A 19,738-nucleotide genomic window follows, 5' to 3' on the forward strand; every position below is an offset into this window, starting at 1 on the left:
ACCGGAACACTGGCGACTGGAACACTGGCTACCGGAACACTGGCGACTGGAACACTGGCGACCGGAACACTGGCGACTGGAACACTGGCGACCGGAACACTGGCGACTGGAACACTGGCGACTGGAACACTGGCTTCTTTAATACGATTACGCCGGATGATGTCTTGATTTTCAACAAGCCATGCTCCCGTCAAGAATGGGACAATGCTGACAAGCCTAATTTCCTTTACTTCAGTGTAACGGAATGGATATATGAAAGCGAAATGACTGACGAAGAAAAGGTTAAATATCCTACATTCTTCACCACTGGCGGATACCTGAAAAAATACAATTACAAAGAAGCATTCCAGAAAGCATACAATTCCGCAAGTAAAACGGAACAGGACAAGCTTAAAATGCTTCCGAATTTCGATGCTGATGTATTCTTTGAAATCAGCGGCATCAAGGTCAATTAACAATCTATCAAACACACAGGAGAATAAACATGGCTGACGTACAAGGCGTAGCAGGTGAGCGCTTAAAACAATATATCGAGCGTATAGAGCGACTGTCCGAAGAAAAGCAAGGCCTGCAGGACGATATTACCGATGTTTACGCAGAAGCAAAATCAGCTGGTTTCGACAGTAAGATCATGAAAATGATTGTCCGTCTGCGCAAGATGGCATCCGAAAAGCGCCGGGAGGAAGAAGAAATCCTGGACATTTACAAAGCTGCAATTGGTCTTGAATAGGGAGAATGAACCGTGTCTGAACCCGTAAAAAACAGTTATTCCGAAATACGCGCAATCAATGTCAACGAGCATACGGAAAAGAAAGGTAAACTGACCTATCTATCCTGGGCATGGGCTGTTGATATCCTGATGCAAAGGGATGAGAACGCCTCTTGGGAATACGACGAGCACAAGGTATTCCCTGACGATACAATGATGGTTTTTTGTACCGTTGAAGCCTTTGGCCGCAAGCGTAAAATGCAGCTGCCAGTCATGGATAACATGAACAAACCGATTAAGAACCCCAATTCATTCCAGGTCAATACAGCTATGCAGCGTTGCCTGGCCAAGGCAATCGCCCTGCATGGACTAGGGCTTTACATCTATGCCGGCGAAGATTTACCTGATGGGGAAGAAGTGCCAGAGAAGAAGCAGGAACAGCTTAGTAAGGATAACCGCGACAGCATCCTTGACAGCTGGCCAATTGACGAGCAAGCCAAATTCTATCGCACATCTTTAGGCTTTTTCCACTCCGATGATGTTTTGACCGTCGATGTACTCAATGAGTGGTACGACAAGAACAGTTCATGGGTTCGCAACTTGTCAGATGATCGTCAGCGTGGCGATTTGATATCTGTTTTCCGCGACAGCCTGGCAACAGCGGCAGTGCTGGAAATGGATGCAATGGACGGTCTGCAAAACCTGATCGACTACTGGAAATCCCATTCACCAAAATTCAGCAAGCGTCTGTCAAAAGAGGCTTATGAACAAGTAACTACCCACTACAACACACACCCATTGAAAGGATAAGTCATGTCACAATCTCTTAATCGCGTAACTCTGATCGGACACCTGGGGAAAGATCCGGATATTCGGACAACTCAGAATAATAGCCGTGTGGCCAGTTTCTCGCTGGCTACATCGGAAAGCTGGAATGACAAAGCCAGCGGAGACCGCAAAGAAAATACCCAATGGCACCGGATTGTGGTGTTCAATGAAAACCTGATCGGGATTATTGAGAAATACCTGAAAAAAGGGTCAAAGGTTTACCTTGAAGGTCAGCTGGAAAGCCGTAAGTGGACTGGCGACGATGGCAAGGAGAACAACACAACCGAGATCGTGCTGCGCCAGTATCGCGGCGAGATCCTGCTGCTGGACGGTAAGTCAGACAATCAGGACGCTTCCCCCTCCCATGTCAATGATGTGCCAGAGTTCTAAATGAAAACGGTTCTGACCATCCGAAATCGTGAAAGTATAGGGGTAGCCGTTCACAGGTTATCAACCATGCTGGAACGCTGGGATGGTCAGAAACCAATGCAGATTATGATTGGTGAAGTCAAGGAAAAGCGCACTTTATCGCAGTCAGCTTTATACTGGATGTGGATTGATATTATTGCCAATTACAGCGGCGACAGTAAAGAAGCAGTTCATCAGGATATGGGCTATCACTTCCTGCCACGCATGATCTCAAAGCAGACGGGCAACGCCTACCCTATCAGCACGACAAAGCTAAACACCAAGGATATGGTCGAGTACATGGAAAAGGTGAAGGCACTGGCCGGGACGATGGGTATTGTGCTGCCGGAGCCTGCTGATCTCCAAGATTTCTCTGTTTACGAAAGGTAAGCAAATGACCAAAAAGCGAAAACTAGGGCGTCCATTCAACGCCACGAAATACCCCTTTAAAAGTATTGCAATCGGGAAAAGCAAGGTTATTGAGACTGATAATCCTGTATCCTGTGCATCGGCGGCAAGGTCTTATGCTAAGCGATATGGTTTGAAATTCAGTTGTGACACAGTTAACAATCGGACAGCGGTTAAAGTGAAAAATATTCGTTTGGACGCAAAATAACTCTTGACATTGTTTTGTGTCTATGCCATTATAATGATAGGCAACAGCGAAGGAGTTTCACATGACTATCCCACAAGAAGAATACGGTTTTAAGGCTGATTTGAACCACTACGTTTCGGCTACATGCTTAGAGGATTTGACCACATGCTTGCGCCGTATTGGTGAAGCTACCGATTACAAAGAAACAATGGCAGCCTTAAAGGAACTGAACGAATACACCACATGGCACAGTGATAATCTGGACAATAACGAGGAACCACGCCCATGTCACAAGGATGGCTCAGCTTATGCAGAAATGGTAGGTGAGTGATGAAAATATATCTGACTTTCATTTTTCATTGGAAAGATGGAATGACACACGAAGCAACTGCCACTAGTGTCTCGGAAGCATTTAATCAACTCGGTTTTGGTGCGGGAGCTTTACCTGCATTAGATTATTGGGAGGTAAAATCATGAAATGGCCTTTCGTTTCCCGCAAGAAATACAACGACCTGGTCACGTTTTGCAGCCGGCAACAGGCGGCATTGCAAAGCCTGGAAGAAAAGGTAAAGGCACAGGACGAGCAAATCACGTTCACGCATAATCTTTATAATCTGTACCGTGGCCTGTTCGCAGAAGCGTCCCGAAAGCGTGATGGTGCTGGTCGATTTACCAAGCGAATTCCTATCGTGATCGGAGCTAAGCCATGACGAAACCAGCCAACGATAACAAGTCCGCACCGCAGCAGATCCGCACCTGGTTAAACCAGAACCCGGACGTGGCGGCACGGCACTATCGCGAATGCTTGAAGCGGATCAATCTTAAACTGATTAACATGACGAAGGGGAATTGATATGGCGGAGCAGAAGCCGATATGGTTATTAATAACCGAAGGCTCTTGGGGGCCTGCAACAGAGCAATTGGTATCTGATGATTTTGTCCAACGGGAAAGACTTGAACCGTTTTGTTCATCGCTAACTCGCACGTTTATTGAGTTTATCCCAACCGGTAAAGTTCTTAGTATCGGGTTTTGTATGCAAGAAACTGACAGAAATAGCAATCCGGTTATTACTGATCTGATTGAGGCTTTGGAAGGTGTCATACGTGTAGCAGACCGAAAAACACTAGAATTCGATGCAGCACGCGCAGCACTAGCAAAAGCCAAAGGAGAAAACTGATGCAACGCCTCATTTTCACCGCCGCAACCTTTATTATCCTAGTCATTGCCATGCGCACTTTCATTCCTATCGTGATCGACAAAGAGCTAAGACGCCAGAAGTTTGCATGTGAGAATATGCAAGCCAGTGGCTATGACGTGGTGTGCAAGTGATTTCCAGGCATGAACTTCTTATCGAACTGCAAGAGCAGTGCAAGCAAGCCGGTGGACAGCAGGCTTTTGGCCGTCAATGCGACCTTGACGAAAAATACATTAATCGCTGGGTGCGTGGTATTTGCCGCATACCTGATCATGCGTTGAAAGCAATGGGCTGGAAACGTGAAGTTGTTTATACGAGGATTGAGAAATGACCGACGAGCAAACGGAAGTCCTGATCGCCGCCTGTAATGGTTCGCCGCTGGACCGGTTTACCTTCACCGAAATCCACATTCAGAACCCGAAGCCGCGCCTATGACAAAACCATGCGCCGGATGCCTTGAACCGCCTGAATCATACCTGAAACTTTCACCGCGCCGCATCATTGTGTGCGCCGAAAACTGCCCGCATAGCAAGAAACATCAACCCGAAACCGAGAGTAACGACAATGAAAAAGCTGACCGACGCACTGTTTATGCTTGCCGCTCTGGTTATCATTATCCTGTTATTCATACCGTGCCTGATACTGGCCGGGATCGACTATGTGCGCAGGGTTGAAGATGAGCCTATTCCTGAACCTTTACAGAGAGTTTATGATGACCGAAAAAACCACTGATACGACCGAGTTTAAAGATGCTTTGGAATGGATGAACCGACAGGTCGAGATTCGTAACATTGAACAGCCAGCTGATGAAATAGAAACAATCCGCCGCGCCCTGCGTATCGCTGACAGGCTGGCCAATCCGACAGAGGGCATGAAGCAATACGCTGATCTTATGCTGGGAACTGGATGCAATGGAATTACAGTCTTTCATGGTGTGGTGGAGCATATGATCGGCGAAATCGACAACGCTGACGGGGATGGTGTGTGATGCAAGCGGGTGATAAAATCAGAGTGCAGAAATATATAATGGGATGCGCTTACGATCAGGTTGATTATACAGTTGAAGAATTTCGTAATTGCTTGGGGATTTTTCTTTCAGAAGATCACCGTAAGGCGCAGAATTTTACGCCGCTATGTGAATTGTACGAACGTGCACCAGATGCAAAACAAGGATATATTTCAAACTATGGCGAGTACTGGGATAGCTGGGTTCAATCATTCATGAATTTACCAAAGGAGACAACATGACCACCCCGACCGACGCGCAGGCTTTGCAGGAAAGTTGGCATGAGATACCTCGATGCTCCGTCAAATTTTACTTATATCCGTAGATCATTTTTTTGACTTTCAAGATAGGAAATTGTGTGCGTGTACATCTCAGTATCATTTATCGACTTGTAATAGTTAATTTGGATATTGAGTTCATCATATTTTCTTAACCTGTTTGAATAGTCATCTAAGCTATTGAATGATGTATTGTTACTGTATGGTGTATCGGTATTATATGAAGTGGGTTTATGAATTATTCCGGAAGGAAAATCCTTTTTTGGTACATACCTTTCATAGGTTACAGGATTATCTTCCGCATCACGGAGATACTTTGAAATAATCAATATGGTTGCAACGGATATGAAAATCAGGAAGATCCAAAATCCCATATCGAAAGTGATAAACGCCACCACTCCAATTAAGCAAAGAGTCACTATATAGAAATTTCTGATTTTCATATTTCTGTATGTTTATCTATTGCAAGGTGCTTATTATTAGATATATAAACAAACTAAATGTTAGAAAACCAAACTATACAACCGATGGAGAAAAAGCTTGTCCCAAGACCTTCATACACAGATTACCGCCAAAATCATCGCCCAACTCGAACAAGGTGCCGCGCCCTGGCATAAGCCTTGGCAGGAAGGTGAGCACAATGTTTCCTTTGAACTACCTGTAAACGTGGCTAGCGGCAAGCGTTACCGTGGTATTAATATCCCCCTACTTTGGATGGGCGAGTTCCCTACCAACGAGTTTGGCACATTCAAGCAATGGTCTGAACGTAAAGAGGTAATCCGGAAAGGATCAAAAGGCACGACCGTGGTTTACTATGATTTCATTGAAAAGCAGAAGGAAGGCAAGGAAGAAATCGACAAGATCCCGTTCCTGAAAACCTATACCGTATTTAACCGTTCGCAGCTCCAATCCTATAAAGAGGTTGAACCCCTACCCCGCCCTACCGTCACATTCGAGACGATCAAACACATCGACGACTTTATCGACAACACCGGTGCTCAGGTCACATTCGGCGGAACCGTGGCTTATTACAGTGGCCGTACCGATGAAATCAAGATGCCTGATCGTAACCTATTCACAGGCACACCGACACAGACAATCACCGAAAGCATCTATGCAACCCTCGCCCATGAGTTGACACACTGGACGGGTCCGGAAAAGCGTCTTGGCCGGGACATGGGAAAAAGATTTGGCGATAAGAAATACGCCGGTGAAGAAATCGTGGCCGAAATGGGTTCAGCTTTCCTTTCTGCCGATTGGGGTATTGCAGATGCGCCACGTCCGGATCATGCGCAGTACATTGGCCACTGGTTACAACTGCTGACTGATAACAAGAAGGCTATCTTCCAAGCGTCTAGTGAAGCTAGTAAGGCGTTTGAATATCTTCACACGTTACAATTGAAAGCTTAATCTCGCCTTTCAATTTTTCGCTGGTACTCCTCTTGCAGAGTCCTTTCTTGAAGTCGCTGTACTTCGGGGCGCTGCGGTGGCCGTTCCTGAGTCTGTGACTGCTGTTGGCTTTGCTGCCCCTGGTTCGATTGATTGTTGTTTTGGCTCATTGTTGACAGTTTCTTGATCGGAGGGTTTTTCGTCCTTTCTAAGATATGGTTCTACGCTGTAATTTACTAAAAAACAGAACACTATGAAAGATGCCCCTGCAAATGATCGGGTCATCCATCCTGACGATCTTGTTAGGTCAGTAGACTTATCATTATTGTGCTCGGAGATATTATCTGAAATCAAGATGAATTTTTCTCTTAGGAAATCCTCGAACTCGTCCGGATCTGGGTGCTTTTTGCAATCCTTGAAATACTGCTCAACTTCTTTCATTTTGGGGAGCAACAGAAATTCCCGACCACCCTTATTGAATTTATAGTAGCTGTTAAAAAGGTGATATCCCGTACCAACAATGAATATCAACTCGACAAGCACAAAGAAGTTGAAAAACAGAACAACACAATGAACGGGATTTTTAAAGGACGTCAGCAGAATAAAAACCCCGGATATCAGAGCGATCAGAACCGTCCCTTGCAGTGTGATCTCATTATTGAGGCTATTACGACGCTCGACCTCTTTGTAGTAATTCTCTTTGTAAAAATCGAGTCGATTAAATTTTGGTATCTCCGGTGGTGACGGATCGTTTGTCGATTGTTGACCCGAAAGTTTATTGATAAGGTTTTTGACGATACTCATGGAAAAGTACAAGAGGGTTCATGGCGAAATTTACCGATAAAACAGGATAAATCGAATAGGGTCTGAAAATGTGTCAGATAACCCTTTTTATGTTAAAGATGAAAACATGACGCAAGGGCTTTGGGATGAAAAGTGAATGTTCTTGGAAAAATGCAAACGATTCGATCTACTAAAAATATTATTCACACAAAGTTGGTATTTTGCCAACTTTAATAGATATTTGTATTGGCTTAATTGGATCTAAGCCAATAAATCTCTCTCACCATTAAACAGCTTTCAGATGGTTAATTCAAAAAATTCACAAAATCATTTTAAAGATGATAATTCTAAGGTTACGAGAGTTGGATCGATTTGCGAAAAAGCATTCAGATTCTGGTAAAAGTTTAAACGTTTGGAAGACAGTTGTTAACCGGGCAAAATGGAAAAAAGGAACCGATGTATTGCAGGATTTTCCCAATGCATCTATTATTCCAGGAAGCCGCGCCAGGTTCAAAATTGTTGGTAACAAATACCGTCTAATCGTAGAGATAAACTACGAGGATGAAATTGTAGAAGTAAGATTTATAGGGACGCATGCCGAGTATGATACAGTTGACGCTTCAACCGTTTAATCTCTGGAAGTCACTAAATATATGGAAAAAATAAAATCAGACTGGTTTCTAATAGAGACTGAGCAGGAGTACGAGACTGCGCTTTCACGCTACGAGGAAATTAAGTACGCGGCGAAAGGCACGTCTGAACATAAGGAAAAGCTTTTACTGGCACATCTCATTTCTGACTTTGAAGAAAAGACAAGTGAGCTGCCGGAGGTGGATCCTGTCGAACTGATCAAAATCAGGATGGAGGATTTTGGTTTCAAACCTGTTGACCTTGCGAAAGAATACGGGGATAAAGCTACTGTGAGTAAGGTTTTGAATTACAAACAGTCGCTATCACTGACGATGATTCGTAAATTCAGCAAGTTATTGCATATCCCAGCAGACGCCTTAATTGCAGAATATCAATTGCGATAGGCCATATCCTTCTATATAGTGCTGGCATGTCCAGACTTATCCCCGATGATCTCAAAGCGCAGATGATCCGTAACGCCTATGACGTTATGGAGGAACGCGCAGACGATCACCCGCCTGTTGTGAAGCTGTTCATTGGCAACGCGACCTGGCTCCTATCCGAGATCGACCCATTCTATGATGATATCGCTTTCGGCCTGTGCGATCTTGGCATGGGCTACCCGGAGCTTGGCAACGTATCCATTTCGGAACTGGAAGCTGCCCGGCATCCGACATTGAATATTCCTGTCGAGCGGGACGAGCACTTTGTCCCCTCCTACCCTATGAGCGTTTATACCGAAGCTGCGCGAATGAGCCAGCAAATCACAACTGATCGTGAAAAGATGGCCATTGCGCAGCTTACATTAATGAATAGGCCTAAGTAATTAGGTATTTAGTATGGTGATATATTTATACTAGAAGGTCCGCCTTCACAGGTTTTAAATATTCTTATTTCTTTTATTTTGCTAAAATCCAAACCATCCCGAGTTCGAAATGCAGCATTTTCATCACTGTAAGAAGTAACCTTTTTTGCGATTATCTTTCCATCCGTGTCGGTTAGAGAAATAGTCATACCTGTTGTACAACCATCGACCACACGTATACTGATACTCTTGACATCTGAATAATATGAAACATCAACAACTAACGATGTCCCGATATTAAGAGTCAGGTAACCTTCTAGTATTTTACTGCCGCAGGAGTGGTTATCATTAGGAATATCATCGGCCAATGTATATTTTAAATTTTTAAACTCGCTATTGACTCCACATTCCGGATTTTTAAATCCAGTCAAATCTAAATAAGGACTAGTATTCTTGCTTCCAAAAAGTAGCTGTATGCCATCCTTTTCTTTTTCTAGCAATGAAACACGATTACTCTTGATATCAGGATCAGGTTTCGGGTCGGCATCTTTCGGGCAAGCCCATAGCATGAGACAAAGGATTGGAAGAAGTGCGAGAGTAGATTTCTTCATTTGTCAGGAAAGTTTAAGTTTGATACAAAAATATAAAAAAATTGTGTTGATTTAGGCATAATATATGAGGTTATTTTTAACGTTAAAATTAACACTAAAATAACGTTTAAACTGACGTTTATAAAAGCTTTATTTTCAGCATATTTTGCCATTTCGAAATAAACATCTATTTTGGCATAAATATTAACGTCTAAATAAACGTCTAATGATCTTCACAACCGCAGGCGAAAAGGGTGGGAGTGGCCGCAGCACAATTGCAGAACATTTTACCGTATGGCTGTCTAAACAGGGTTTTGACGTCCTTTTGATTGACGCCGACGAGCAGGGTACAGCAAGCGATTTTACCGCCTGGCGAGAGCAAACACTTGAAGGAAACGTAGGCTATACACTGGTGCAACTTGTTGGCGCAAACCTTCGCAAACAGGTCGAAACAATGAAGTCAAAATACGATCACATCGTGATTGACACGGGTGGGAGGGACACGACCAGTCAGCGTGCAGCTTTGTTTGTTTCCGATGTGGCAATCGTTCCGATACAGCCCCGAAGCCATGACATCTGGACGCTGGCCAAGTTCACTGAAATCCTGGAAGAAATCCAGTCCGGCAGGCCGGCACCATTGACAGCTTATACATTCCTGAACAGGGCAGACATTACGTCCGCCGACAACAGGGAATCCGCCGAAGCTCTGGCCGGCATTGAGCAAATGACATTCGTCGATTGTCCGGTTAAGAACCGTAAAGCATATCCAAACGCTGGTGCATCCGGATTGACTGTCTTTGAAATGGGGGAGAAGTCAGACGCAAAAGCCATTAACGAAATAACAGAACTTTTTAAACGCATCAGCCATGTCAATATCCCTGTCACCGCCTAAGAAGGTGGTATCCGAGAAACAGATCGACGCGATTATTAATAAAGGCGGTAAAACTACTGTCGAGAGTAAAGAGGTGGCCGCTGATCCAAATTCCACCAAGAGCATCAAGTTAATTATGACGGTGGACGAAATGGAAACCATTAAGGAATTGCGTGACAAGCGACCAGCAAAAAGCCGCAGCCGCAAAATCTCGATATCCGTGCATGATTGGGTAATTGAAGCCGTACAGGAGAAAATCGAGCGGGAGCGCCGGAAATATAGCGTTCAATAGAGCGTTGAAATTAACATTATTTTTAACGTTAAAATAAACGCTAAATGAGTGCTAAAAAAGACGCTGAAAAAGCACCTAAACCGAAACCAGACGGAACGTCGAAAGTAGCAGTTCGCAGGTCAAAACTGATTTATGAGGCTTACCAGGAAGATCCGGACGACCGTGAAATGCTCTTTCAAGCTGCGGCCATGTGCCAGGTGTTTCTGCCACGTCGGGAACCTGCAACGCCCAGCGAGGTTTGGGAGACAGACAGTGGCAAGTTTACCATGACGGTGATCCCGCTGCCGGTGCTTAATCCGAACACCCACAAAAACGAGTATCTGGGGCTACCGTACGGCACCAAGGCAAGGATTATCCTTGCCAACCTGAACGCAATAGCCGTGCAGAGCCAAAATCGGGTCATAGACGTGAGTTCGAACAACCTGACACAGTTTGTCAAGGAAATCGGAATGACGGACGGAGGGAGCCAAATTGCCGGTGTACGGGATCAAATCGCCAGGCTATCCAATTCGATCATGCGACTATCGTTTGACGGGGAAGAATGGCAGGACAATACGAACATGCCGATTGTTAGCCGATTTACCGTTTTCAAAGGAGCAGAGAACCAGCAGCGGTGGCCGGAACAAATCGAATTGTCAGAGCAGTATTTCAAGAACCTTGTCGAGCATGCTGTACCGCTGCCAAAGACACACCTTGCAGCACTCAGCAACAATGCGACCGCAATTGACCTGTATTGTTTCCTTGCACATAGGCTGCACCGTATACCGAAGGGAAAGCCGCAGTTCCTTGCATGGAAAACCTTGAAAGATCAGTTCGGCGGTGAGTATACGCGCATGACAGATTTCCGTACCAACTTCAAGAGAACCTGGGATTTGGTAAGGACGCTTTACACTGATGCAAAAATTGATCAGAAGGGAACACGCGGATTATTGTTACACAACAGTCCGACGCCAATTCCAAAGCAGATGATATTGTTTAGTAAATAGCTGACTTATAATGCGTTACTTCACAAATGACGAGTCTTTCACGGCATAACCGTGTTTTTATCACAAAATGAAGCATATATATATATCATAGTCATAAAGTTAACTTTGTTAATGACGAGCAATTCACGGTATCGCCGTGATCTACTCACGATATGATGTATAACAATCTGTAAATCAGTTTATTATACGCTATATGACGACTATTTCACGGTAATCGGCTATTTTACGAAGTTAGGTTTATCCAATTAACTGAAATACAGCTGGTTAACTTTGTAAATAACGAGAATTCCACGGTAGGAGAATGAAGTTATCCACATTTTTATGTTCACAACCATAATCCAGACCATGTTATTCACCGTGATTTTGTCGCTAAAAGCACCGTGATTTACTCGAGAAAGACACCGTGATTTTGTCACACAACCCTTTATTTAAAAACAAATAAAAAAATACTATTATTAACTGAAAAAATTGTGAATAACTGATGAAGAAGGGGGTGGGAGCGGTGAACTATGGATTTAGTTATTGATTTTATCTATAAGTCGACATGAGTGAATTTATAGACATATTTGATTTTCCAACAATACTACAGCTAATGGCTGCCATAACCGCTATTTTAGGTACTGTTTTGGCTATTTTTCAGAAGGACACGGTAGATGAGCATAAGCATCTCACCTTAATTGGGTGGATGTCAATAGGAATAATATCTATTAGTGCATTGCTTTCCGGCGCATCTTTCGTATTACAAGATATTGATGACACGAGGTCTGGCAAGGCAAAAGAAAAGAAATTTGACGATTTAAAAGATAGCTTAAATGCAGAATTGATTAGGTCAAAAGCAATTGCAGATAGTTTGCAAGGAAACAAAATACTACAAAAGTCTCTATCAAAAACTCAGCTTGATTCATTGTATATAATTAGTGAAAACCTGAGAGCGGCATCTAAGCAAATTGAAGAAACTCAAAAGGGAACAAAAATTGCTATTGCGAGAGTGACAGATGCAAAGAGAAAACTTTTACTACAGGACTTTCCATTGCATCCCATGAGTGTAGTACTATACTCATTTACCGAATTACCAAAATCTATTGTAGAAAGTCCGATATATAAGAAGGCTAAGATACAACATCCTAAAAATGAGTCTCTTGAAAATACAATTATCGAGAATCTTGAGAAAGGAGGTAGTAATAATTTAGGGCGCCTATTTATTAATGAGTATAAGGATGTATGGGCCCTTGTTAAAGAAGATATATTAATTGGGACAAATGTAGACTTACTATTTATAGAACCCAGGACAAAGACGAAGCCCAATAATCTATCTAGAATTTTTTCCCTGCACTTATCAGCTTACAATTCGCCAGAAAATTTCCATGAGAACGCAATTAGGGCTAATTATATTGATTTTGAAAGGGACGGAATACACTCACGTTATGAATATAAAAATTGCAGTTTCTCTTCAGCTAATTTTGTACCGAATAGCTCTATTGATTTGATAGGATTTAAGTTATCTGTTAATGGATTCCCAATCAAAAATAATGATGACTTTGAGTTATCAATTAACTTTCCAAGGCACCGAGTTGACCTAACAAAATACATTGCTAAATCTAACCAGATTCTTTTGTCGAAAACAGTCTTGGGATTAGATAGGTATAAACAAATAGAATGAACATCAAAGATGCCAAATCCATCCCGCTTGACGAGTTCCTGGAGAACCTTGGACAGGTATGTGTAAAGGAAAGCTATGGGCGGAAATGGTATAAAGCTCCTTGGCGTGAAGAAAAGACAGCATCTTTCGTATTGACACGCGACAAGCAGGCTTGGTTTGATCACGCCATTGGTGCAGGAGGAAATATTATTGATCTTGCACTCAAATACGCAAATCTCGATGGCATCCCGGAGGCTTTGAAATTCATTGAAAATACTGTCGGGTCCGGCTACACTATTCCCACCATTCGCCAGGAGCTTAAACCAGTGGAACCCGAACTCCCGTATTACGATCTTATCAGCGCAAATGACTTCAACATTTACTCTGGCCGATCACTCTCAAAAAATGCTCAGTACCTGACCAGTCGTGGCATTGATCCAAAGGCAGTTGCTCCATACCTGAAAGACGTCAAATTCACTGGCCGGGCAGACCGCAAAAAGTCCTATTCCGGCTTTGGTATGCAGAACAATTCAGGCGGTTTTGAAGTCCGCAGGGCAGGGGATTGGGCTAAGACTTCTGTCGGCCATAAGGACGTTTCAGTGTTCCTGGCTGACCGTGATTTCGCTCCTTGGCATACGTTCTATTCAATGATAGATTTTTGTACTTTTCTAACAATTGATAAGCCGCCGATTGGGACATATAATTACCTGATCGTGAATGGTGACGCTATGATAGGGCGTGCAGCAGAAGGGAATAAACCGGAGATTATTGGACATGCTGAAAGGTTTATTGAGACAATTCCACCTGGTACAATGATCCATTACCCCCATGATGATAGCTGGAAAAACGGGATTAAGACCGACCTTCCAATCGAGAAAAATTCAGGGTTAAGAGCCTTCAATCGGCTGCTTGATTTTGTCACACACTTGGGATGGGGCGGGGGAGACATGGCCTACAAGTATGATGGCTTTAAGGACTGGAATGAGAAGCGGGAGAAGGATTTGGGTCTGGATCGTAAGGTTGTAGGTATGCCGCAGCAGAGTAAGCCGGATCCGAGTACTGTGCCATATTTTAAGCTTTAATAAAGCTATTTACCCTTGTTTGCGCCAACAACTAGGGCAATTAAAAATGCAATGAAACTTAGGATACCTATGGCGCCCGCCAGCATTGCTATTGGTGGAGATAGATACTTAACTATTCCGTCGCTAACGGAAGATTCTGTAATTCCAAAGATAATCGCAATAAGTGTGCTAATTACCGCTATTTTTAAAAGCGTTTTGTAACTGTTGCTCATAGGATTTATGAATTTATGTCAGAGAGAGAATTTGCTTAAATTTAATACTTTTCTCTAAATACTTAAAATCCGCGCAAACTCCTCAAGAATAAATAATGTAGGATTACTATCATATTGTGGACGTCCGCAGAATGATCAGAAGTACGGTACAACATTTGCAAATTCTCTCAAAAGGGGTTAGATTGTGTTACGTTAAGCAAGACATGCGCTGTGATCACAAATTTTGCTAATCGCTTCATTTTTGACCCCATCGCCGTCTTGTAAGGGAGACCCTTAACCCCTAGGTTATTGTTATGAAAGTAGATGATCCGGAGACCTCCATACGTATGCGTTGTCTGACCAGCGTTAAGAAACGGCTGGAAGATAAAAAGGCGCAGTCCGGTTTTAAGAGCCTTACAGAGTACCTGCTGTTTATGGGTCTGGGAGATCCGCCCCGCAGGAAAGCCCCCACCCCTGAGCGCGTGGCGTTGATCAAGGCACTATCCAACCTGGGACATATCCTGACTGAGTTGAAAGCCCGACCAGAGGATACAAGTGCCATTGAAGCCCAGGTCACTTTTATGGCTAATAAGATCCACGAAGAATTCGGTTATGATAGTTAAGGGCAAATCACGTGGCGACGCTATGCAGTTGGCCATGTATCTTCTTGATAAACGGGACAACGAGAAGATCGAGATCCTTGATATTCGAGGTACGGCCACTCCTACCGATTTGAAGCGATCGCTGCTGGAAATGGAGCTGACCGTCGAGCTTACGAATGGCCTGAAAGGTTTGCACCATGGGCAGATAGCTCCCCGCGCCCATGAGAGCCGGAACATGACGATTGATGACTGGCATTACTGTATTGAGACCTACGCCAGGAACACCGGCCACGAGGGTCAGAAATACGCTGCTGTGCTGCATACCAAGAAAGGCAGTACCCATGCCCATGTCGTCTTTGAACGGTACAAGCATGAGACCGGTACCCTGATCCGAGACAGCTTTAATTACTACGATAATAACCATACCCGCGCAGAGCTTGAAAAGCATTTCGGTCATGAGCCAACACCCTGGCGCCGGGACAAAACGCACGAGCAAAATCATAAGAAAACACTATCTGAAATATGGGAATATTCCAAGGATGGTATCGACTTCATTGAGCAGGCGGAAGCCATGGGTTACCAGGTCGCCAAGGGTCTGGATCGTCGGCCTTATAAGGTGATTACCCCCGATCGACAAAGCCTTGATCTGGTGCGTCAGCTGGATGGGGTTAAGACCGCCGAAGTGAAGAAGGAATTTGCTGATATTCTGCTTCAAACCGAGGCCGAAGCTTTGCGTAAAATTGCTGTTGAGAAAAAGGTTGAGATCGAAGAAAAGCGTCAGGAATTTATTGATAACTTTAGGAAACAGGAGGATAAGGAGGTCGAAAAAAAGCCTGAAAGCGAAATCGATGATATCGCCGATGAAATGGAACGGCTGTTAAAGCAGGCGAGAGATCGGGAACAAGATAGGGGTTACACTTACTAATATCATTTATATGGACAGTATCGACGAAATCAGAAAACGTCAGGAAGATGAAATCGGCAAAATGCTGCAGGAACAATACAGGATCTGGCAGGATTTAAAGAGTCAGCATGACGGTAAAGTTCCAGAGGACATAGCCAATGAATACCGGAAAGCTGCGAGGCTTGAGACAATGGCTCTTGAAGAACGACAGGTGGAAGAAAGAGAAGCTATTCCCTTTTACGGCAAGGTTCTAAGTACCGAACGTGCCTTGGTTACTGAAATGCGTGGACTGCATGACACCATTGAAAATCAGCAGGAAATGGATCGTGTGCAGGATGAAATGGATAAACTGCTTGAACAGGCCAGAATACGGGAGAATAACCGTGATAATACCCCTCAGATTTAGGCCATTGCCCGAAGGTTTCTACCGTTTTTATTTTGCTGTAAATAAGGTATTTTGGGTAGTCTTGCAGGGCTTTCCATTGCAGACAGTTCCAAAATTATATCAGGGAATGACCCCACTTCGTCAGGACGCAAAAGTGGCTTTTCATTATATCTTGGGGAGCCATCCTTATTATTACCCATGAATTGAACAGTCATAGGCATTCGCCTTGAAATATAATCACGGGTTAGGTTGTCACCAGCAGCAAACCAGTGATTGACAGCACAGTTACCTACAAGAGATTGCCAACCGCCGTATATTTTGCTTAAAGCATCCAAATCTTGAACGACCGCCCAAATGGTCGCATATTGAGCACCAATGGTAAAGAAATCTTCCGCTTCCTTCAAATAGCCAAGCTTGATAAATTCATCCATTAAAAGGGTAATCCGCCTTTTAGGGTGATAGTTTTTCATTAATTCCCTGAGCATCGATCCAAAGAAAATCCTTAACCAGGGCGCGTTTTTCTGAATAACGTCTGATGGCATGCAAAGGAATACCGCAACCTTCTTATCGTTCAGATCGGACATTTTAAAATCTGATCCAGATAGCGAACTTGCAAGCCTTTTCCGGCCAAACATTGTCATTGCCGTTTGGGCTGTTCTGGAAATAGAACCCCATGCATCCGTACCCTTTTGTCCCGCAACAGACATGGCATATTTAGTTATAACACCATCAAAATGCCTGTTTACAGCCATCTTTTTCAGGAGTATTTCAAGATCAGTGCCAGTTGATAGAACATAGTAATAAAGTGTCCTAAATGATATTTCATCCTCAGTTTGAGTGAGTAAGTGGCGTAAGCAGTTTAATAGAAAATCTCGGCCAGCATCATCAAAGAATTTGTTTTTATGATCGGATGGGGGAATAATTGAATATGCAATGGTATCCAGTATCTCGTCGGTGTCGTCGCTGAAAGGGTCGATATCATCCAGAGGATTAAACTTGGACAGTCCGAATTCTTCTAAACCAGCAATATCATAAGGGTTTATACAATACACCTCATACCCTACTGACCTGAGATAGTCGCCTGAAATCCTGATATTTTCCCCTTTTGGATCCATTACAATGAAAGAGGATGCACCGGGGTCTCTAAGGGAATTATCGGTAAGAGCTGTGTTAATGATGTAAAAGCCCTTTCCACTTCTTGTCGGGGCGCAGGTCATGATATGCCCTTCACCATGCCACATGTATCCATTTCCTATATTAATCGGTGATCTATCACCATGTAAAACAGCTCTTAACTCTTTGTCCGTAGCCCATGTTTTTGAGCCATAAGATTTTTTGATATTTTCTTTTTCTTCTTGTTCAACTACATCTTCTGCATAATAATCTCTTTGCCTCCTGAATGTCCTTGCAACCCAAATTGGTAAAACCAAAGCTGAAACCCATGCGATATTTGCCAGTATCGGGGAATGTCTAAAATAAGAAAAACCGGCAGGATAATATTTTGAATCAATCTCTCCACCATTAGGATAAAGGATAAATGATACAAACCACATCAAGAGTGTAGGGGAAATAATTAGTGCTATTACTATAAGAATAAATTGCCAAGTCCCGGCAGCGCCTTCATTCTCTTTCAAAACATGCCTGTTATTATAAAATCGCTTATGAAACCAACGTGGTATTGTCCCATTTATCCTGTGTGAGATCATTTTGTATAAAAACCAGGAAGCAGGAACTACTAGCACGAATGAAAATATTCGTTGCAATCCATCAAATAGATAAATTCCTATTGTAAAAAGCGCCAGAATAGCAAGAGGGATTTTAAATACCCTTAACAGGCTTGTAGATTTTCCCATGATTTAGGTTTACGATTGTCACCGAAGATAAGATTTAACCCGGCAAAGGCCAAGGAATAAATCTAACTTTTACACACTTTTTTCTTCGTAAGGTTATGGTTCAAGACTTGCCGTTTGGTTTCGGTCGTATCGTCACGATGGGCGATAATGTAGTCAGTCCAAACGCAACCAGTATCAACGATCCGTGTCTGAGCGCATCCAACCGTTAGCAGTGAGACTATTATCAATATCAGGATCAGAAAGCTTACGTGTCGCATTTTTTACATTCTCCTTAGTTGATACAGCCTTGACGGTGGCTTTTGCGCCTACAAGTGCCTGCGTGGATTGCTCCTGTTTGCGGCCGTCAGATACACCAACACAATAGCTGATGAAGCAAGAAAGTACCAGCAGGGCCAGTGCTGCAAGGCCATAAGGCCAGTATTTCAAGAATTGCATAGCTTTCTCTCCTCATTTCGTCGATTTGGCAGTCCCATGCATCCATTTGTAGGAATCTTACAGTCACGCTTTCCTATATACGTCCATCGGTTCAGTTCATCACAGGCTTTTGGGTCATTGGCATTGATCTTGCGGCGAAGGGTTGAATTACTGAAAGCATTGATGCCGACGTTATAGGAAAATGATGTCAAAGCAGCCCAGCGGGGAGCGGTCATTTTTGTATCGATCAGCCACCAAACAGACATGCCGTACGCTAACAGCTTTACCCGGAGGAGCGCAGAGCACTCGGAATTTGTAAATGTCTTTTTCGGGACAACCCCTTCCGTTTCGCCGTAACACCACGTCCAGACGCCACCGATATCGCGATAAGGAACAACGCTCAAACCCTCCTGAGTGGCAACAAACGGTGTTCCGATGGCAAGCATAGCCGCCAGTAAAGCAGCAGCAGGCTTATTCTTGCTTTTCGGTTTATTGTCCTTCATTGGCCAAACCCCATGAATTCCAGGATAGTTTTAAAGTTTAGTATGATCCATGCGATCAGAGCTGTGCCGGCCGACCATAAAAAGGCGATCATCTTCATTGCGCCCTTTCGTTCGATCTCACGATCTTCCAGGACTTTTGTCCGGGTCTCGATATGAACAACATTGGCCTTCAACTCGCTGTGATCATGCACCAGGCTATCAAGCTTGTTTGTCATCTGGTTTAGCTGGGTATCGCTGATTTTCTGCGCTGCTTTGATGTCCATCGTATCATTGCGGGTGTCCGCGCTGATTTGTGTCAGACGTCCGATAACCTCTTTGATATCCATTAAAACGGCGTAAATACCGTCCTGCGGCGATAATGGTGGGAGGTTATGCGGCATATCTTCTTTACTCGTAAAGGATGTTAATAAGGCCAGCGTCGAACGTATCCGTACCGCCAACCGTCGTAATAAGTAGGCGATCCAACATTGCCGACAATGCCTTGCTGCCACCGACAATCGCGGTTCTTGTCGCGTTTGATAGGCCAATTACACCAGCAGCAACCCAGGTGTTTGTTGCTGCATCGACCAAGGATAAAACAATAGAACCATGACGGACATCAGTACCTGACGCGACGTTGCTGTAAATCACAAATCCGGTACTAAAAGCACCTTCAGCAGATCCGCTCGAAATGGTAGATGATGCGCCCTTATATCCAGTCGTTTCAATACCGCCTGAATCTCCGATCTGTATCATCACGAGACTAGAACCGCTAGTAGAAAGATCGGCCAAATTAATTGTGATACGTTTTATTCCTGCC

Annotated in this window: 31 protein-coding genes; 22 read left to right on the forward strand and 9 right to left on the reverse strand. The window is 43.8% G+C overall.

The window, feature by feature from the left end:
• The 8 genes from LZG72_RS28565 to LZG72_RS28600 all read left to right on the forward strand — a co-directional run.
• Positions 1-455 (forward strand): pentapeptide repeat-containing protein (locus tag LZG72_RS28565; RefSeq protein ID WP_233878616.1); only part of this gene is annotated, 455 nt, incomplete at its 5' end.
• 29 nt (positions 456-484) lie between these two features.
• The gene (locus LZG72_RS28570) at positions 485-730 is read left to right on the forward strand and encodes a DUF2312 domain-containing protein (RefSeq protein ID WP_233878617.1); all 246 of its coding nucleotides are present in this window, start codon (positions 485-487) and stop codon (positions 728-730) included.
• A 12-nt stretch (positions 731-742) separates the two neighbouring features.
• Positions 743-1,519: a DUF1071 domain-containing protein gene (locus LZG72_RS28575; protein ID WP_233878618.1), complete on the forward strand. Its 777-nt coding sequence runs from the start codon at positions 743-745 to the stop codon at positions 1,517-1,519.
• A gap of 3 nt (positions 1,520-1,522) precedes the next feature.
• Complete coding sequence (ssb, locus tag LZG72_RS28580; protein WP_233878619.1) at positions 1,523-1,927, forward strand: single-stranded DNA-binding protein; 405 nt, start codon at positions 1,523-1,525, stop codon at positions 1,925-1,927.
• Positions 1,928-2,335: a hypothetical protein gene (locus LZG72_RS28585; protein ID WP_233878621.1), complete on the forward strand. Its 408-nt coding sequence runs from the start codon at positions 1,928-1,930 to the stop codon at positions 2,333-2,335.
• Between the two features lie 287 nt (positions 2,336-2,622).
• A complete protein-coding gene (locus LZG72_RS28590) occupies positions 2,623-2,871 on the forward strand; it encodes a hypothetical protein (RefSeq protein WP_233878622.1) in 249 nt (82 codons plus the stop codon).
• A gap of 142 nt (positions 2,872-3,013) precedes the next feature.
• Positions 3,014-3,250, forward strand: coding sequence for a hypothetical protein (locus tag LZG72_RS28595; protein ID WP_233878623.1), 237 nt, complete (start codon positions 3,014-3,016; stop codon positions 3,248-3,250).
• A 144-nt stretch (positions 3,251-3,394) separates the two neighbouring features.
• Positions 3,395-3,718, forward strand: coding sequence for a hypothetical protein (locus LZG72_RS28600; RefSeq protein ID WP_233878624.1), 324 nt, complete (start codon positions 3,395-3,397; stop codon positions 3,716-3,718).
• A 251-nt stretch (positions 3,719-3,969) separates the two neighbouring features.
• Here the strand turns inward: LZG72_RS28600 and LZG72_RS28605 are convergent, their stop codons facing one another.
• Complete coding sequence (locus LZG72_RS28605) at positions 3,970-4,134, reverse strand: hypothetical protein (protein ID WP_233878626.1); 165 nt, start codon at positions 4,132-4,134, stop codon at positions 3,970-3,972.
• A 166-nt stretch (positions 4,135-4,300) separates the two neighbouring features.
• On the opposite strand from LZG72_RS28605, the gene LZG72_RS28610 reads away from it, so the two are divergent.
• From LZG72_RS28610 to LZG72_RS28620, 3 genes are all read left to right on the forward strand, one after another.
• Complete coding sequence (locus LZG72_RS28610) at positions 4,301-4,468, forward strand: hypothetical protein (protein WP_233878628.1); 168 nt, start codon at positions 4,301-4,303, stop codon at positions 4,466-4,468.
• Positions 4,446-4,724, forward strand: coding sequence for a hypothetical protein (locus tag LZG72_RS28615; RefSeq protein ID WP_233878630.1), 279 nt, complete (start codon positions 4,446-4,448; stop codon positions 4,722-4,724). The genes LZG72_RS28610 and LZG72_RS28615 overlap by 23 nt, the downstream gene beginning before the upstream one ends.
• 836 nt (positions 4,725-5,560) lie before the next feature.
• The gene (locus tag LZG72_RS28620; protein ID WP_233878632.1) at positions 5,561-6,430 is read left to right on the forward strand and encodes an ArdC family protein; all 870 of its coding nucleotides are present in this window, start codon (positions 5,561-5,563) and stop codon (positions 6,428-6,430) included.
• A 9-nt stretch (positions 6,431-6,439) separates the two neighbouring features.
• Here the strand turns inward: LZG72_RS28620 and LZG72_RS28625 are convergent, their stop codons facing one another.
• Positions 6,440-7,213 (reverse strand): hypothetical protein, encoded by a 774-nt coding sequence (locus LZG72_RS28625; RefSeq protein ID WP_233878634.1) that lies wholly within the window; start codon positions 7,211-7,213, stop codon positions 6,440-6,442.
• 317 nt (positions 7,214-7,530) lie between these two features.
• Here LZG72_RS28625 and LZG72_RS28630 point away from each other — a divergent pair, with 317 nt between their 5' ends.
• From LZG72_RS28630 to LZG72_RS28640, 3 genes are read left to right on the forward strand one after another with little or no spacing between them, the layout of a single operon-like run.
• Positions 7,531-7,824 (forward strand): type II toxin-antitoxin system HigB family toxin, encoded by a 294-nt coding sequence (locus LZG72_RS28630; RefSeq protein WP_233878636.1) that lies wholly within the window; start codon positions 7,531-7,533, stop codon positions 7,822-7,824.
• A 21-nt stretch (positions 7,825-7,845) separates the two neighbouring features.
• Positions 7,846-8,226, forward strand: coding sequence for a type II toxin-antitoxin system HigA family antitoxin (locus LZG72_RS28635; RefSeq protein ID WP_233878637.1), 381 nt, complete (start codon positions 7,846-7,848; stop codon positions 8,224-8,226).
• 26 nt (positions 8,227-8,252) lie between these two features.
• On the forward strand, positions 8,253-8,648 hold the full coding sequence (locus LZG72_RS28640; RefSeq protein WP_233878638.1) for a DUF2958 domain-containing protein: 396 nt from the start codon (positions 8,253-8,255) through the stop codon (positions 8,646-8,648).
• 8 nt (positions 8,649-8,656) lie between these two features.
• Here the strand turns inward: LZG72_RS28640 and LZG72_RS28645 are convergent, their stop codons facing one another.
• Positions 8,657-9,238, reverse strand: coding sequence for a hypothetical protein (locus LZG72_RS28645; protein WP_233878640.1), 582 nt, complete (start codon positions 9,236-9,238; stop codon positions 8,657-8,659).
• Positions 9,239-9,443: 205 nt separating this feature from the next.
• Between LZG72_RS28645 and LZG72_RS28650 the strand changes: the two genes are divergently transcribed.
• The 5 genes from LZG72_RS28650 (at position 9,444) to LZG72_RS28670 (ending at position 14,087) form a co-directional block, all read left to right on the forward strand.
• Positions 9,444-10,109, forward strand: a complete 666-nt coding sequence (locus tag LZG72_RS28650) for an AAA family ATPase (RefSeq protein ID WP_233878642.1) — start codon at positions 9,444-9,446, stop codon at positions 10,107-10,109.
• A complete protein-coding gene (locus tag LZG72_RS28655; RefSeq protein ID WP_233878644.1) occupies positions 10,084-10,380 on the forward strand; it encodes a hypothetical protein in 297 nt (98 codons plus the stop codon). The genes LZG72_RS28650 and LZG72_RS28655 overlap by 26 nt, the downstream gene beginning before the upstream one ends.
• A gap of 44 nt (positions 10,381-10,424) precedes the next feature.
• On the forward strand, positions 10,425-11,366 hold the full coding sequence (locus LZG72_RS28660; protein ID WP_233878645.1) for a replication protein RepA: 942 nt from the start codon (positions 10,425-10,427) through the stop codon (positions 11,364-11,366).
• Positions 11,367-11,910: 544 nt separating this feature from the next.
• Entirely contained in the window at positions 11,911-13,026 is a 1,116-nt protein-coding gene (locus tag LZG72_RS28665; protein WP_233878647.1) for a hypothetical protein, read from the forward strand.
• On the forward strand, positions 13,023-14,087 hold the full coding sequence (locus LZG72_RS28670) for a hypothetical protein (RefSeq protein ID WP_233878649.1): 1,065 nt from the start codon (positions 13,023-13,025) through the stop codon (positions 14,085-14,087). Before LZG72_RS28665 ends, LZG72_RS28670 begins: the two co-directional genes overlap by 4 nt.
• Before the next feature lie 5 nt (positions 14,088-14,092).
• Here the strand turns inward: LZG72_RS28670 and LZG72_RS28675 are convergent, their stop codons facing one another.
• Complete coding sequence (locus LZG72_RS28675) at positions 14,093-14,299, reverse strand: hypothetical protein (protein ID WP_233878651.1); 207 nt, start codon at positions 14,297-14,299, stop codon at positions 14,093-14,095.
• 293 nt (positions 14,300-14,592) lie between these two features.
• Here LZG72_RS28675 and LZG72_RS28680 point away from each other — a divergent pair, with 293 nt between their 5' ends.
• From LZG72_RS28680 to LZG72_RS28690, 3 genes are read left to right on the forward strand one after another with little or no spacing between them, the layout of a single operon-like run.
• A complete protein-coding gene (locus tag LZG72_RS28680; protein ID WP_233878652.1) occupies positions 14,593-14,901 on the forward strand; it encodes a hypothetical protein in 309 nt (102 codons plus the stop codon).
• Complete coding sequence (locus LZG72_RS28685; protein ID WP_233878653.1) at positions 14,891-15,805, forward strand: relaxase/mobilization nuclease domain-containing protein; 915 nt, start codon at positions 14,891-14,893, stop codon at positions 15,803-15,805. The genes LZG72_RS28680 and LZG72_RS28685 overlap by 11 nt, the downstream gene beginning before the upstream one ends.
• 10 nt (positions 15,806-15,815) lie before the next feature.
• Complete coding sequence (locus LZG72_RS28690) at positions 15,816-16,190, forward strand: hypothetical protein (RefSeq protein ID WP_233878654.1); 375 nt, start codon at positions 15,816-15,818, stop codon at positions 16,188-16,190.
• Here the strand turns inward: LZG72_RS28690 and LZG72_RS28695 are convergent.
• From LZG72_RS28695 to LZG72_RS28715, 5 genes are all read right to left on the reverse strand, one after another.
• Positions 16,187-18,022, reverse strand: a complete 1,836-nt coding sequence (locus tag LZG72_RS28695; RefSeq protein ID WP_233878656.1) for a type IV secretory system conjugative DNA transfer family protein — start codon at positions 18,020-18,022, stop codon at positions 16,187-16,189. The genes LZG72_RS28690 and LZG72_RS28695 overlap by 4 nt on opposite strands.
• Before the next feature lie 174 nt (positions 18,023-18,196).
• The gene (locus LZG72_RS28700; RefSeq protein WP_233878658.1) at positions 18,197-18,457 is read right to left on the reverse strand and encodes a DUF2681 domain-containing protein; all 261 of its coding nucleotides are present in this window, start codon (positions 18,455-18,457) and stop codon (positions 18,197-18,199) included.
• Complete coding sequence (locus tag LZG72_RS28705; protein ID WP_233878659.1) at positions 18,445-18,939, reverse strand: lysozyme; 495 nt, start codon at positions 18,937-18,939, stop codon at positions 18,445-18,447. Before LZG72_RS28705 ends, LZG72_RS28700 begins: the two co-directional genes overlap by 13 nt.
• On the reverse strand, positions 18,936-19,319 hold the full coding sequence (locus LZG72_RS28710) for a hypothetical protein (protein ID WP_233878661.1): 384 nt from the start codon (positions 19,317-19,319) through the stop codon (positions 18,936-18,938). Before LZG72_RS28710 ends, LZG72_RS28705 begins: the two co-directional genes overlap by 4 nt.
• 7 nt (positions 19,320-19,326) lie before the next feature.
• Positions 19,327-19,738, reverse strand: a 412-nt coding sequence (locus LZG72_RS28715) for a hypothetical protein (RefSeq protein ID WP_233878662.1), incomplete at its 5' end; no start/stop codon positions are given.

This window comes from Dyadobacter sp. CY323 (assembly GCF_021390245.1).
In the GTDB taxonomy this organism is placed as follows: Bacteria; Bacteroidota; Bacteroidia; order Cytophagales; family Spirosomataceae; genus Dyadobacter.